At 59.7% G+C, this 14,833-nt stretch carries 13 protein-coding genes; 5 read left to right on the forward strand and 8 right to left on the reverse strand.

Annotation, left to right across the window (positions count from 1 at the left end; genetic code table 11):
* Positions 1 to 25 precede the first annotated feature (25 nt).
* The 7 genes from ispC to rpsB all read right to left on the reverse strand — a co-directional run bounded on the left by ispC (position 26) and on the right by rpsB (position 6,084).
* Positions 26 to 1,216, reverse strand: a complete 1,191-nt coding sequence (gene ispC / locus AB4N33_RS16150) for a 1-deoxy-D-xylulose-5-phosphate reductoisomerase (protein WP_476457739.1) — start codon at positions 1,214 to 1,216, stop codon at positions 26 to 28.
* The gene (locus tag AB4N33_RS16155) at positions 1,213 to 2,019 is read right to left on the reverse strand and encodes a phosphatidate cytidylyltransferase (RefSeq protein WP_460117557.1); all 807 of its coding nucleotides are present in this window, start codon (positions 2,017 to 2,019) and stop codon (positions 1,213 to 1,215) included. The genes ispC and AB4N33_RS16155 overlap by 4 nt, the downstream gene beginning before the upstream one ends.
* On the reverse strand, positions 2,019 to 2,774 hold the full coding sequence (uppS, locus tag AB4N33_RS16160) for a polyprenyl diphosphate synthase (protein ID WP_460117559.1): 756 nt from the start codon (positions 2,772 to 2,774) through the stop codon (positions 2,019 to 2,021). Before uppS ends, AB4N33_RS16155 begins: the two co-directional genes overlap by 1 nt.
* 13 nt (positions 2,775 to 2,787) lie before the next feature.
* Positions 2,788 to 3,345 carry a ribosome recycling factor gene (frr, locus tag AB4N33_RS16165; protein ID WP_460117561.1) on the reverse strand — a complete coding sequence of 186 codons (558 nt, stop codon included), beginning with the start codon at positions 3,343 to 3,345 and terminating at the stop codon, positions 2,788 to 2,790.
* Positions 3,342 to 4,085, reverse strand: a complete 744-nt coding sequence (gene pyrH, locus AB4N33_RS16170; RefSeq protein ID WP_024779012.1) for a UMP kinase — start codon at positions 4,083 to 4,085, stop codon at positions 3,342 to 3,344. Before pyrH ends, frr begins: the two co-directional genes overlap by 4 nt.
* A 209-nt stretch (positions 4,086 to 4,294) precedes the next feature.
* On the reverse strand, positions 4,295 to 5,158 hold the full coding sequence (gene tsf, locus AB4N33_RS16175) for a translation elongation factor Ts (protein WP_460117562.1): 864 nt from the start codon (positions 5,156 to 5,158) through the stop codon (positions 4,295 to 4,297).
* A gap of 188 nt (positions 5,159 to 5,346) precedes the next feature.
* Positions 5,347 to 6,084, reverse strand: a complete 738-nt coding sequence (gene rpsB / locus AB4N33_RS16180) for a 30S ribosomal protein S2 (RefSeq protein ID WP_460117564.1) — start codon at positions 6,082 to 6,084, stop codon at positions 5,347 to 5,349.
* Positions 6,085 to 6,456: 372 nt separating this feature from the next.
* On the opposite strand from rpsB, the gene map reads away from it, so the two are divergent.
* The 3 genes from map to dapC all read left to right on the forward strand — a co-directional run bounded on the left by map (position 6,457) and on the right by dapC (position 11,347).
* Positions 6,457 to 7,239, forward strand: coding sequence for a type I methionyl aminopeptidase (gene map / locus AB4N33_RS16185; RefSeq protein ID WP_476457740.1), 783 nt, complete (start codon positions 6,457 to 6,459; stop codon positions 7,237 to 7,239).
* Positions 7,240 to 7,300: 61 nt separating this feature from the next.
* Positions 7,301 to 10,003: a [protein-PII] uridylyltransferase gene (locus tag AB4N33_RS16190; protein ID WP_460117567.1), complete on the forward strand. Its 2,703-nt coding sequence runs from the start codon at positions 7,301 to 7,303 to the stop codon at positions 10,001 to 10,003.
* A 144-nt stretch (positions 10,004 to 10,147) separates the two neighbouring features.
* The gene (gene dapC, locus AB4N33_RS16195; protein WP_476457741.1) at positions 10,148 to 11,347 is read left to right on the forward strand and encodes a succinyldiaminopimelate transaminase; all 1,200 of its coding nucleotides are present in this window, start codon (positions 10,148 to 10,150) and stop codon (positions 11,345 to 11,347) included.
* A 112-nt stretch (positions 11,348 to 11,459) separates the two neighbouring features.
* Here the strand turns inward: dapC and AB4N33_RS16200 are convergent, their stop codons facing one another.
* A complete protein-coding gene (locus tag AB4N33_RS16200; protein WP_460140133.1) occupies positions 11,460 to 13,091 on the reverse strand; it encodes a Na+/H+ antiporter in 1,632 nt (543 codons plus the stop codon).
* Positions 13,092 to 13,262: 171 nt separating this feature from the next.
* On the opposite strand from AB4N33_RS16200, the gene AB4N33_RS16205 reads away from it, so the two are divergent.
* Both AB4N33_RS16205 and dapD read left to right on the forward strand, forming a co-directional pair.
* Positions 13,263 to 13,625, forward strand: a complete 363-nt coding sequence (locus tag AB4N33_RS16205; RefSeq protein ID WP_282316696.1) for an ArsC family reductase — start codon at positions 13,263 to 13,265, stop codon at positions 13,623 to 13,625.
* 32 nt (positions 13,626 to 13,657) lie between these two features.
* Positions 13,658 to 14,692 (forward strand): 2,3,4,5-tetrahydropyridine-2,6-dicarboxylate N-succinyltransferase, encoded by a 1,035-nt coding sequence (dapD, locus tag AB4N33_RS16210; RefSeq protein ID WP_476457742.1) that lies wholly within the window; start codon positions 13,658 to 13,660, stop codon positions 14,690 to 14,692.
* Positions 14,693 to 14,833 lie beyond the last annotated feature (141 nt).

Genomic DNA, 14,833 nt, shown 5'->3' on the forward strand with positions numbered 1-14,833 from the left:
GATCCGACTCGATGCCGGATGACACTCATCGCCCGTGCCGACTCAACCAGAGACGTGCCAAGGTTCGCGCTTTCGCGTCAGCCGTGAACACCGCCTCGAGATCATCCACCGCAACCACAGGCTCGAGATTCAACACTTCTTCGATGATACTCGCGATTTCCAGATAGCGAACCCGCCCGTCCAGAAACGCCGCGACAGCCACTTCATTGGCCGCATTGAGCATCGCCGGCGCACTATTGCCGGCCTCGGCTGCCTGGCGGGCCAGTCTCAGGCAAGGGAAACGATCCTCGTCGGGCGCCTCGAAGTCCAGTCGCGCCACCGCAAACAGGTCCAGCGGCGCTACACCGGAATCGATGCGCTCCGGCCAGGCCAGCGCGTTGGCGATCGGCGTGCGCATGTCGGGGTTACCCAACTGCGCCAAAACAGAACCGTCCACATAGTCCACCAGCGAATGAATCACGCTTTGCGGGTGTGTCACGACCTCAACCTGGGACGGCTTGGCATCGAACAGCCAGCAGGCTTCGATCAGCTCCAGCCCCTTGTTCATCATGCTCGCCGAATCCACGGAAATCTTGCGCCCCATCGACCACGTCGGATGGGCACAGGCCTGATCGGGAGAAACATCGGACAATTGAGCCAAAGGCGTCTGCCGGAACGGACCGCCGGAGGCCGTCAGCAATATCCGGCGCACCCCGACGGTTCCAAGACCTCGGGAAAAATCCCGCGGCATGCATTGAAAAATCGCGTTGTGCTCGCTGTCGATCGGCAGCAGTACCGAGCCGCTCTTGCGTACCGCGTGCATGAACAGCGCACCGGACATGACCAAGGCTTCCTTGTTGGCCAGGAGAATCTTCTTGCCCGCCTCCACCGCAGCCAGCGTAGGACGCAAACCCGCCGCACCGACAATCGCGGCCATGACCGTATCGACTTGAGGATCGGAAGCAACCTGACACAGGCCCTCCTCACCCACCAGCACCACCGTAGTCAAACCGGCTGCACGCAGGTTTTCCTGCAGGACTCGGGCCGCATCCGGCTCAGGCACTACGGCAAACTGCGGCGCGTGAAGTACGCAAAGTGCTTGCAACTCACTCAGGCGAGCAAAGCCGCTCAGGGCGAAAACCTGATAACGGTCCGGATGGCGGGCAATGACATCGAGCGTGCTCAGGCCGATCGAGCCCGTCGCACCCAGTACAGTGATCTGCTGGGGACGATTCATGGCGCGGCCATCCACAACAGTACGGCGAAGACAGGGATTGCAGCCGTCAGGCTGTCGATGCGATCGAGCACACCACCATGTCCTGGCAGCAGGTTACTGCTGTCCTTGATCCCGGACTGGCGCTTGAACATGCTTTCGGTGAGGTCGCCCACCACCGAGACAAATACAATCACAGCGGCACCGAGCAGGCCCATGATGATCTGGGCGAAGCTCCAGTCACGCACCAGCCCGACAACGAAGGTGATAACCAGGCTCAATGCCAGGCCACCATACACACCCTCCCAGCTCTTGCCAGGACTGACCTGCGGCGCGAGCTTGCGCTTGCCAAATGCCCGACCGGAAAAATAGGCACCGATGTCAGCCCCCCAGACCAGCACCATCACCGCCATGATCAACCAGTTACCCAAAGGCTCCTGCTTGATCTGGATCAGGCCTTGCCAGGCCGGCAGCAGGATCAGCAAACCGATCACCAGCTTGCAGGCGGCACTGGACCAATGCTCGCTGGAACGTGGATAGGTCAGCACCAGCCAGGTTGCCACGCCCCACCACAGCACCGAAGCGCCCAACACCCAGGGCGCCATCCCCGGCAGGATGTACATGACAAACAACATCAACGCGACCACCGCCGCGAATGCGACGCGCATCGATTGAGCGGTAAAACCGGCAAGGCGCGCCCACTCCCAGGCACCGAGAGTCACGACCAGGCCAATGAACAGTGCAAAGCCTGCCCCCTGAAGCAGGAAAAATCCGCACAAGGCAATCGGCAGCAGGATCAGTGCGGTAATGATTCGTTGTTTAAGCATTAAACCCGGGCTCCAGCCTCGACCTGCTCGCTCGTTTTACCGAAGCGGCGCTGGCGAGATGCGAAATCGGCCAGCGCATTGCGCATGGCGTCGTGTTTGAAGTCCGGCCAGAACAGGTCGGAGAAATACAACTCGGCATAGGCGAGCTGCCACAGCAGGAAGTTGCTGATGCGGTGCTCGCCACCGGTGCGAATGCACAGGTCCGGCAACGGAAGGTCACCGGTCGCCAGGCAGGTTTGCAACAGTTCGGGTGTGATGTCGTCCGGACGCAGATGGCCAGCCTGAACTTCCCGAGCCAGACGCTGTGCGGCTTGCGCGATGTCCCACTGACCGCCGTAATTGGCAGCGATCTGCAGGACGAAGCGATTGGCGCCCGCCGTCATGGCCTCAGCCTCACGCATAGCCGCCTGCAGCTCCGGATGAAAGCGCGAGCGATCGCCAATGATGCGCAGACTGATGTTATTGTCGTTCAGGCGCTTGGCCTCACGGCGCAGGGCCTTGAAAAACAGGTCCATCAGCGCACTGACTTCATCGGCCGGACGCTGCCAGTTCTCACTGGAGAAGGCAAACAGGGTCAACACCTCGACCTTGGCCTCGGCGCAGACCTCAATAACGGCGCGAACTGCATCCACTCCCGCTTTATGCCCGGCAACACCCGGCATAAAGCGTTTTTTCGCCCAGCGATTATTGCCATCCATGATGATCGCGACATGGCGCGGCACTGCGGACGGCGCAACCTGCTTGTTCTTTTCCATGAAAAAGCGACCCTTAAACGGCCATCAGGTCTTTTTCTTTCAGCGCCAGGTTAGCGTCGATTTGAGCTACGAACTTTTTGGTCAGATCATCGATCTCGCCAGTCGCGCGACGCTCTTCGTCTTCGCTGATTTCCTTTTCCTTGACCAGATCCTTGAGCTGGCTGTTGGCGTCGCGACGGATGTTGCGCACGGCAACACGGGCATCTTCAGCGACATCACGGGCCTGCTTGGTGAAGCCCTTGCGGGTTTCTTCGGTCAGGGCGGGCATGGAGATCAGCAGCAACTCACCCAGGTTGGTCGGGTTGAGGTTCAGGCCGGCACTGCCGATGGCCTTGTCGACGGCACCGAGCATGTTGCGCTCGAAAGCAACGACCTGCAGGGTACGCGCGTCCTTGACGGTGATGTTCGCCACTTGCTTGATCGGGGTGTCAGCGCCGTAGTAAGGCACCATCACGCCTTCCAGAATGCTCGGATGCGCCTGACCGGTACGAATACGACCGAAGTTGTGGGACAGGGACTCGACCGACTTCTGCATGCGCTCTTGAGCGTCTTTCTTGATTTCGTTGATCATTGTTGGACTTCCTCGATCAGGGTGCCTTCAGCGCCGCCATGCACGATGTTCAGCAGGGCGCCGGGCTTGTTCATGTTAAATACGCGCAACGGCATCTTGTGGTCGCGACACAGGCAAATAGCCGTCAGATCCATCACACCCAGCTTGCGATCCAGTACTTCATCGTAGGTCAGATGATCGAACTTCTCGGCATGCGGGTCCTTGAATGGATCGGCAGTGTAGACGCCATCGACCTTGGTCGCCTTCAACACGACGTCAGCATCGATTTCAATCGCGCGCAGGCAGGCGGCAGAATCCGTAGTAAAGAACGGATTGCCCGTGCCGGCCGCAAAAATGACGACTTCCTTGGCATTGAGGTGACGCATGGCCTTGCGACGGTCGTAGTGGTCGGTCACGCCAACCATCGAGATGGCTGACATCACGATGGCCGAGATATTGGCACGCTCCAACGCGTCGCGCATGGCCAGGGCATTCATCACAGTGGCCAGCATGCCCATGTGATCGCCCGTGACGCGATCCATGCCCGCCGCGCTCAATGCCGCGCCGCGAAACAGGTTGCCACCACCGATCACCAGACCGACCTGAACGCCGATACCGACCAGTTGGCCGACTTCCAGCGCCATGCGGTCCAGGACTTTCGGATCGATCCCGAACTCTTCCGAGCCCATCAGGGCCTCGCCGCTGAGCTTGAGTAGAATGCGTTTATAGCGAGCCTGATAACCACTGCCCTGCTGAGCCATTGCGAATCTCTCCTGCGGCGTATGTAAAAAATTCTTTGCGAGCTGTTTACAGCTGGCTGTTCACTCTGGTTGGCGCTGCTTCAGCGCCATCGGAACATGGCTTTGTAAGCCAGTTCCAAAGGGAAACCAATAAAAATCTGGTCCCCATCTGAAAAGAGGCTGCGCGCGTGAGCGGGCAGCCTCTTCTGGGCGACAGTTAAAAAACCGTCTTACTGCTTGGCAGCAGCCAGTTGTGCAGCAACTTCTTCAGCGAAGTTGTCAACTGGCTTCTCGATGCCTTCGCCAACCTTGAAGTAGGTGAAGGAAACGATTTCAGCACCGGCTTTCTTGGCCAGGGCGCCAACGGTCAGCTCTGGGTTCATGACGAACGCCTGCTCAACCAGGCTGGCCTCAGCCAGGAACTTGGTGATACGACCAGCGATCATCTTTTCGACGATTTCGGCTGGCTTGCCTTTCATCTTGTCTTCGTTCAGTTGCAGGAAGACAGCTTTTTCACGCTCGATGGCTTCTGGCGAAACCTGCGATGGCAGCAGGAACTCAGGGTTGCTTGCTGCAACGTGCATGGCGATTTCCTTGGCCAGCTGAACGTCACCGCCCTTCAGGACAACCGCAACACCGATTTTGTTACCGTGCAGGTAGGTACCTACCACATCGCCTTCAACGCGAATCAGGCGACGGATGTTGACGTTTTCGCCAACTTTGGCCACCAGGGCTTCACGAGCCGACTCTTGAGCGGCGATCAGCGGAGCTACGTCGGTCAGTTTGTCAGCGAAAGCTTTTTCAACGCTGGCTGCAACGAAGTTCTTGAAGTCGTCTTGCAGGGCCAGGAAGTCGGTCTGCGAGTTCACTTCCAGCAGTACGGCAGACTTGTCGTCAGCCTTGATGGCGATTGCGCCTTCAGCGGCAACGTTGCCAGCCTTTTTAGCAGCCTTGATGGCGCCCGAAGCACGCATGTCATCAATGGCTTTTTCGATGTCGCCGTCGGCCTTTTCCAGGGCCTTCTTGCAATCCATCATGCCTTCGCCGGTACGCTCGCGCAGTTCTTTGACCAGCGCCGCAGTAATTGCTGCCATTTCAAATTCCTCTTGGATAGGTTTTCAACCATTCCACCCGATCGAACGGGCGTTCAATTCTTCCCGAACCACCCTTGTTAGCTGCCGCACGTTACAAATAAGGCAGTGGGCGCCGACAAATGGTTTTCGAGGTGGCAAAAAGGGGGCCAAGCCCCCTTTTGCTTACTGAGTCAACGCCAGGGCGTCAATTACTCAGCTGCAGCTGCCGGAGCTTCTTCAACGAAAACTTCGGTACCGCCGCCAACGTTGTTGCGACCACGGATTACAGCGTCAGCCATCGAACCCATGTACAGCTGGATGGCGCGGATGGCGTCATCGTTGCCTGGGATGATGTAGTCAACGCCTTCCGGGCTGCTGTTGGTATCGACTACGCCGATAACCGGGATGCCCAGCTTGTTGGCTTCGGTGATCGCGATGCGCTCGTGATCAACGTCGATAACGAACAGAGCGTCTGGCAGACCGCCCATGTCCTTGATACCACCCAGGGAACGATCCAGCTTCTCAAGATCGCGAGTGCGCATCAGCGCTTCTTTCTTGGTCAGCTTGGCGAAAGTACCGTCTTCGGCTTGCACTTCAAGGTCACGCAGACGCTTGATGGAAGCACGGATGGTTTTGAAGTTGGTCAGCATGCCGCCCAACCAGCGGTGATCGACGTACGGCGAACCGCAACGTGCTGCTTCTTCAGCAACGATCTTGCCAGCGGAACGCTTGGTGCCGACGAACAGAATCTTGTTTTTGCCCTGGGCCAGGCGCTCTACGAAAGTCAGAGCTTCGTTGAACATTGGCAGGGTTTTTTCAAGGTTGATGATGTGGATCTTGTTACGCGCGCCGAAAATGTATTTACCCATTTTCGGGTTCCAGTAACGGGTCTGGTGACCGAAGTGCACACCGGCCTTCAGCATATCGCGCATGTTGACTTGGGACATGATAGTTCCTTAATAAGTCGGGTTTGGCCTCCACGTATCCCAATGACCAACCAGCAGCATCAGCTGAAGGCACCCAGGTCATCGTGTCGACACGTGTGTGGATTTAAGCCTTTCGGGGTATCCCCGGAAAGCGGCGCATTTTATATCACAAGCCTTGCAAAAACGGAACCCGGATTCTCGATTCCTGACGCGCACCCGCTCGCAGCCCCTTGGAATCGCTCAGGAATGCGCCTATCTATAAAGAGATGCGATTTACTCAGACGCAGGTTTGCGCTGATCGTCTGGTAGAATCGGGTTTTTCAGGGCAGCGGACTTCATCGCACATTGCCCATTCCGTGTTAGCAAGCGCCATCGAGCGTAGAGAGAGCCTGTATGACCGTCACCCTCAAAACCCCCGAGGACATCGCAAAAATGCGTGTCGCCGGCAAACTGGCCGCCGATGTGCTGGAAATGATTGCCGAGCACGTCAAGCCGGGCATCACCACCGAGGAACTGGACCGCATCTGCCACGACTACATCGTCAATGTGCAGCAGGCCATTCCCGCCCCGCTCAACTACAAGGGCTACCCGAAGTCGATCTGCACTTCGATCAACCACGTGGTCTGCCACGGCATCCCCAACGAGAAGCCGTTGAAGGATGGCGACACACTGAACATCGACGTCACTGTCATCAAGGACGGCTACCACGGCGACACCAGCCGCATGTTCCACGTCGGCACCGTACCGGTGTGGGCGGAGCGCCTGTCGCAGGTGACCCAGGAATGCATGTACAAGGCCATCGAGATCGTAAAACCCGGCTGCCGCCTGGGCGACATCGGTGAAGTCATTCAGAAGCACGCTGAAAAGAACGGTTTCTCGGTGGTTCGCGAGTTCTGTGGCCACGGCATCGGCAAAGTGTTCCATGAAGAGCCGCAGATCCTGCACTACGGGCGTGCGGGCACCGGCATGGAACTGCAAGCCGGCATGACCTTCACCATCGAGCCAATGATCAACCAGGGCAAGGCCGACACCAAGGTGCTGGGCGATGGCTGGACTGCAATCACCAAGGACCGCAAGCTCTCGGCGCAGTGGGAACACACGCTGGTGGTGACTGAAACCGGCTACGAGATCTTCACCCTGCGCAGCGATGACACCATCGCCCGTGTTTCCGGCTGATCCCTCCCAGCCTCAATAGACAGCCTTTATAGACAGCCTTTATAGAAAGGAAAGCCAATCGATGCCGCAGGTGGACCCCGAACTCTTCGACCGTGGCCAGTTCCAGGCTGAACTGGCCCTGAAGTCCAGCCCGATCGCGGCTTTCAAGAAGGCGATCCGCCAGGCTCGCGAGGTACTCGACGGGCGTTTTCGTGCAGGTCGGGAGATTCGCCGGCTGATCGAGGATCGTGCCTGGTTCGTCGATAACATCCTGCAAAAGGCCTGGGAGCAGTTCGACTGGAGTGAAGACGCCGATATCGCGCTGGTCGCGGTTGGCGGCTACGGTCGAGGCGAGCTGCACCCCTATTCCGATATCGATTTACTGATCCTGCTGGACAGTGCCGACCACGAAGTTTTCAGGGACTCCATCGAGCGTTTTCTCACGCTATTGTGGGACATCGGCCTGGAAGTCGGTCAAAGCGTTCGCTCCGTCGACGAATGCGCCATCGAGGCACGCGCCGACCTGACGGTTATCACCAACCTGATGGAAAGCCGCACGATTGCTGGCCCCGAGCGTTTGCGCCAACGCATGCTGGATGTCACCAGCACCGAGCACATGTGGCCGAGCAAGGACTTCTTTCTGGCCAAGCATGCCGAACAGAAGGCCCGCCATCACAAGTACTTCGACACCGAATACAATCTGGAACCGAACGTCAAGGGCTCGCCCGGCGGCCTGCGCGATATCCAGACCATTTTGTGGGTGGCGCGTCGCCAATACGGCACCCTGAACCTTCGAGCGCTGGCTGGCGAAGGCTTCCTGGTGGAAAGCGAGAACGCGCTGCTGGCCTCATCCCAGGAGTTCCTGTGGAAAGTGCGCTATGCGCTGCACATGCTCGCCGGACGCGCCGAAGATCGCCTATTGTTCGATCACCAGCGCACCATTGCCAAACTGCTCGGGTTTGAAGGCGACGACGCCAAGCAGGCCATCGAAAACTTCATGCAGCAGTATTACCGGGTGGTCATGAGCATCGCCCAGCTCAGCGACCTGATCATCCAGCACTTCGAAGAAGTGATCCTCGCCCCGGAAGATGAGGCGCCACCGCAACCGATCAACGCACGGTTCCAGCTGCACGACGGCTATATCGAGGCACGCAACGACAACGTGTTCCGCCGCACGCCATTTGCCATGCTGGAGATCTTCGTGCTGATGGCCCAGCAGCCGGAAATCAAAGGCGTGCGCGCCGACACGATTCGCCTGTTGCGGGAAAATCGCCACCTGATCGACGATGATTTCCGTAACGACATTCGCAACACCAGCCTGTTCATCGAGCTGTTCAAGTGCAAGATCGGCATTCACCGCAATCTACGACGGATGAACCGTTACGGCATTCTCGGACGCTACTTGCCGGAGTTCGGCTTCATCGTGGGACAGATGCAGCACGACCTGTTTCATATCTATACGGTCGATGCGCACACCCTGAACCTGATCAAACACCTGCGTAAGTTGCAGTACACCCAGGTGTCGGAAAAATTCCCGCTCGCCAGCAAACTCATGGGCAAGCTGCCCAAGCCCGAGTTGATCTACCTTGCTGGCTTGTATCACGACATCGGCAAGGGTCGTCACGGCGACCATTCGGAAATCGGTGCGGTGGATGCCGAGGCATTTTGCCAGCGCCATCAACTGCCGGTGTGGGACAGTCGCCTGATCGTCTGGCTGGTGCAGAACCACCTGGTGATGTCGACCACCGCACAGCGCAAGGACTTGTCCGATCCGCAAGTGATCCACGATTTTGCGCAGATCGTGGGTGATGAGACCCATCTCGACTACCTGTATGTGCTGACGGTCGCCGACATCAATGCCACCAACCCGACGCTCTGGAATTCCTGGCGAGCCAGCCTGTTGCGCCAGCTCTACACCGAAACCAAGCGTGCCTTGCGCCGTGGCCTGGAAAACCCGGTCGACCGCGAGGAGCAGATTCGCCAGACACAAAGCGCTGCCCTGGACATCCTGGTGCGCGGCGGCACCGATCCGGACGATGTCGAACAGTTGTGGGCGCAGTTGGGCGATGACTATTTCCTGCGCCACACCGCCGGCGACGTCGCCTGGCACACCGATGCAATCCTGCAACAGCCGGCCGACGGCGGCCCGTTGGTGTTGATCAAGGAAACCACCCAGCGCGAATTCGAGGGCGGTACGCAGATCTTCATCTATGCCCCGGACCAGCACGATTTCTTCGCCGTGACTGTGGCCGCGATGGACCAGTTGAACTTGAACATTCACGATGCCCGCGTCATCACCTCGACCAGCCAGTTCACCCTCGACACCTACATCGTGCTCGATACTGACGGCGACTCGATCGGCGACAACCCGGCGCGGGTCAAGCAGATCCGCGACGGCCTGACCGATGCCCTGCGAAATCCGGACGACTACCCGACGATCATCCAGCGCCGCGTGCCGCGTCAGCTCAAGCACTTCGCCTTCGCGCCACAGGTGACGATCCACAACGACGCCCAGCGGCCAGTGACCGTGCTGGAACTTAGCGCCCCGGATCGCCCCGGCCTGCTGGCACGCATCGGTACGATTTTCCTCGAGTTCGACCTGTCGCTGCAGAACGCCAAGATTGCGACCCTGGGCGAACGGGTGGAAGACGTGTTCTTCATCACCGACGCCAACAACCAGCCTTTGTCCGACCCGCTGCTGTGCAGCCGTTTGCAGGATGCGATCGTCGAGCAACTGAGCGTCAACCAGGAACCGGATATCAAGCTTTCGCGTATCAGTATCTGACTTTAAAGACCGCCACGCCTCCTGTAGGAGCGAGCTTGCTCGCGATGGCGGTGGGTCAGTCACCGGTAATTTGACTGATACACCACCATCGCGAGCAAGCTCGCTCCTACATGAAGGGGCAATGCCATAGAACGAGATCGACCGATGAACAACGCCTTGTCCCAGTTGCAGCCCTACCCGTTCGAGAAGCTCCGCGCCCTGCTCGGCAGCGTCACGCCAAACCCGGACAAGCGCCCGATCGCCCTGTCCATCGGTGAGCCCAAACACCGCTCACCGAGCTTCGTGGCCGAAGCCCTGGCCAGCAACCTGGAAAAAATGGCCGTGTACCCGACCACCCTCGGCATCCCGGAACTGCGTGAAGCCATCGCCGCCTGGTGCGAGCGACGCTTCAACGTTCCAGCGGGCTGGCTCGACCCGGCGCGCCACGTGCTTCCAGTCAACGGCACGCGCGAGGCGTTGTTCGCATTCACTCAGACGGTGGTCAACCGGGGTGACGACGCGTTGGTGGTCAGCCCGAACCCGTTCTATCAGATCTACGAAGGGGCCGCGTTCCTCGCAGGCGCCAAGCCGCATTACCTGCCGTGCCTGGACGAAAACGGCTTCAATCCGGATTTCGACGCGGTATCCCCGGACATCTGGAAACGCTGCCAGATCCTGTTCCTGTGCTCGCCAGGCAACCCGACCGGCGCGCTGATCCCGGTTGAAACCCTGAAGAAGCTGATCGCCCTGGCCGACGAGCATGACTTCGTGATCGCCGCAGACGAGTGCTACAGCGAGCTGTACTTCGACGAACAAACCCCGCCGCCGGGGCTGCTCAGCGCCTGCGCGGAACTGGGTCGCAGCGACTTCAAGCGCTGCGTGGTGTTCCACAGCCTGTCCAAGCGTTCCAACCTGCCGGGCCTGCGGTCGGGCTTCGTTGCCGGTGACGCCGACATCCTCAAGGGCTTTTTGCTGTACCGCACCTACCACGGCTGCGCAATGCCGGTTCAAACGCAACTGGCCAGCGTCGAGGCCTGGAACGACGAAGTGCACGTACGCGCCAACCGGGCGCTGTATCGTGAGAAATTCGACGCCGTCCTGGAGATCCTCAGCCCGGTGCTGGACGTGCAGCGCCCGGATGGCAGCTTCTACCTATGGCCAAACGTAGCCGGTGATGACACCGCGTTCTGCCGTGACCTGTTCGAACAGGAGCATGTCACCGTGGTGCCGGGTTCTTATCTGTCGCGCGACGTCGATGGCGTCAATCCGGGCGCCGGCCGTGTCCGAATGGCGCTGGTTGCGCCGCTGGCGGAATGCGTCGAGGCGGCCGAGCGCATTCGCGATTTCATCCAGCGTCGCAAGTAAGCCACCGCCCCCTGTAGGAGCGAGCTTGCTCGCGATGGCGGCGTATCAGTCAATACACAGGTCGACTGGTCCACCGCATCGCGAGCAAGCTCGCTCCTACAGGGAAGGCACGCTATTTGACCTGGCCGAGATTGGCCTCGCTCAAATCCAACTCCCCCAGCACCTCTCGCAATACGTCATCACCGATCTGGTGATGACGCCTGAGCTTGTACAACTCCAGCCGTTGTGCCCGCAGCGCATTCAATCGCAGCCGCCGCTCCAGCAAGTCCATCTGGAATGCCAGTGCCTGGGCTTCTGCCGAATCGTTGAACACTTCCAGTTGATGGCGATACTCGGACATGATCCGCGCCTTCACTTCGGCGGCCAGCGCCGCCTCGGCCGCGTCCTGGGGTTTGGCCTCTTCGGCCTCAAGCGCATGGATCGCTGCTTCGGCAGTCTTGCGCCAGGCATCGCGCACTTCGTTGCGACGCTGATCGTCCGGGCTTATGGCGATGCCGCGCAACAGCAATGGCAAGGCGATACAGGCCGCAATCAACGACAGCAGAATGACCCCGGCGGCGATGAAAATCAGCAGGTCGCGCTCCGGGAACGCCACCCCCGCCATCAACATCGGCACGGACATCACGCCCGCCAGCGTCACCGCACCGCGCACGCCACCCACCGTCAGTAACCAGCACGAGCGCGCCGTCGGCACATTGACCATTTCGCCCTTGCCACGCCAGCGCCGCAACAATCCCGACAGACGCCAGATGCTCTGCACCCAGACGAAACGCAACACCAGCAGGACCAGGAAGATCGCTACCACGTCAAAACAACGGTAGAGCAGCGTCGGCCAAACGGACGTTTCATGGCTGACCACGGCTTTGATGATGTCTGGCAACTGAAGGCCGAGCAGCAGGAAGATCAGGCCGTTGAAGGCAAACTCCAGCAACGACCAGACGCTGCGGTTGAGCAATCGAGTGCTGGTCTGGCGCGGCAATAAGTCGAGCCAGCTCTGCATCATTCCCGCCGCCACGGCCGACAGGATGCCCGAAGCGCCGAGCCGCTCGGCCAGTACGTAAGCGGCAAACGGCAGGAGCAACATGAACACCACGTGGGTGGCCGGATCGTCCCAGCCCCGCGCAATCATCCACGAGCGCAAGCGCCCGACCAGCCAGCTCAGCGCCACCCCGACGGCGAGACCGCCGATGGCCACCAACACGAAGGTGACGCTGGCATCGGCCAGGGAAAACACACCCGTGAGCGCTGCCGCGAGGGCGAACTTGAACGTCACCAGGCCCGAGGCATCGTTCATCAGGGCCTCGCCCTGCAACATGTGCATCAACGGTGTTGGTAAACGATTCTGGGCAATGGCCGACACGGCGACAGCGTCCGTCGGCGACAACACCGCGGCCAGGGCAAACGCCACTGGCAGCGGGATGGTCGGCAACAACCAGTGAATGAAATAACCGGCGCCCACCACGGTGAACAGCACGAGACCAACGGCGAGAGTCAGGACCGGCCCGCGCAGCCGCCATAGCTCGCGCTTGGGCATGCGCCAGCCGTCGGAGAACAACAGCGGCGGCAGGAACAGGAAAAGAAACAATTCGGGATCCAGTGCCACATGCAGCCCGAGGGTCGGCCAGGCAAGCAAGGCGCCGGCGGCGATCTGCACCAGCGGCAGGGGCAGTGGAATCACTCGTCCGACCAGGCGCGAAACGCTGACCAGCATCAACAGGATCAGGACGGTGTAGGCAGTTTGCATAAAGCGGGGTTCCCGGACAATCAACAGCATAGAAGTGCCATATTAGCCGCTTAGACTAACGTCTGACCTTTACACCAATGTCGCACGTTATCCCTCAAGCGCCGCAGAACCGTCCGGTCATGGCATAATCCTTCACCTTTTTTCTCCAGCACCTGTAAAGGGGGCAATTCCTTGACCGTTTCAAGTAAAACGTTGCACCTTTTCGGCATCAAGGCCTGCGACACCATGAAAAAGGCGCGCACCTGGCTCGATGAACACGCTGTCAGCTATGACTTCCACGATTACAAAACGGCCGGAATCGACCGTGAACACCTGACCCAGTGGTGCGACGAGCACGGCTGGCAAGTGGTGTTGAACCGTGCAGGCACGACCTTTCGCAAGCTCGACGACGAACGCAAAGCCGATCTCGACCAGTCGAAAGCCATCGAACTGATGCTCGCTCAACCCTCGATGATCAAGCGCCCTGTGCTCGATCTCGGTGACCGAACCCTGATTGGCTTCAAGCCAGATATCTACGCGGCAGCGCTCAAGTAAGCCTGCCCGTCCATTTTTCTAGAGGTATTTACATGTCCACTACTGCGTTCAGCCTGGCCTTCGGCGTCGGCACTCAAAACCGTCAAGGCACCTGGCTGGAAGTGTTTTACGCCCAGCCACTGCTCAACCCTTCGGCTGACCTGATCGCGGCCATCGCGCCGGTTCTGGGCTACACCGACGGCAACCAGGCCATCGCCTTCACCAATGCACAAGCCTCGCAACTGGCCGAAGCCATCAAAGGCGTGGACGCGGCACAAGCGGCCCTGCTAACCCGCCTGGCCGAAAGCCACAAGCCGCTGGTTGCTACCATCCTGGCCGAAGACGCACCGCTGACCTCCACGCCTGAGGCTTACCTCAAGCTGCACCTGTTGTCCCACCGCCTGGTCAAGCCCCACGGCCTGAACCTGACCGGCGTGTTCCCGCTGCTGCCGAACGTCGCCTGGACCAGCCAGGGCGCGATCGACCTCGCCGAACTGGCCGAACACCAACTCGAAGCCCGCCTGCGCGGTGAGTTGCTGGAAGTGTTCTCGGTCGACAAATTCCCGAAAATGACCGACTACGTGGTACCGGCCGGCGTGCGTATCGCTGATGCTGCGCGTCTGCGCCTGGGCGCCTACGTGGGTGAAGGCACCACCGTGATGCACGAAGGTTTCATCAACTTCAATGCTGGCACCGAAGGTCCGGGCATGATCGAAGGCCGCGTCTCGGCGGGGGTATTCGTTGGCAAAGGTTCGGACCTGGGCGGCGGTTGCTCGACCATGGGCACCCTGTCGGGCGGCGGCAACATCGTGATCAAGGTCGGCGAAGGCTGCCTGATCGGCGCCAACGCCGGTATCGGTATCCCATTGGGCGACCGCAATACTGTCGAGTCGGGCCTGTACGTTACCGCTGGCACCAAAGTGGCGCTGCTGGACGAGAAGAACCAACTGGTCAAAGTGGTGAAAGCCCGTGAGCTGGCCGGCCAGACCGACCTGCTGTTCCGCCGCAATTCGGAAACCGGCGCCGTGGAATGCAAGACCCACAAATCGGCGATCGAACTGAACGAAGCGCTGCACGCTCACAACTAAGCGTCACGCTCGTTCCTCTTCTGTAGGAGCGAGCATGCTCGCGATGGACGCCCAGACAACGTTGGCTACCTGATACCCCGCGTTATCGTTGACGACCATCGCGAGCATGCTCGCTCCTACAGGGGAGAGGCGTACTTCCCG

The organism is Pseudomonas sp. S1_E05 (assembly GCF_056337105.1).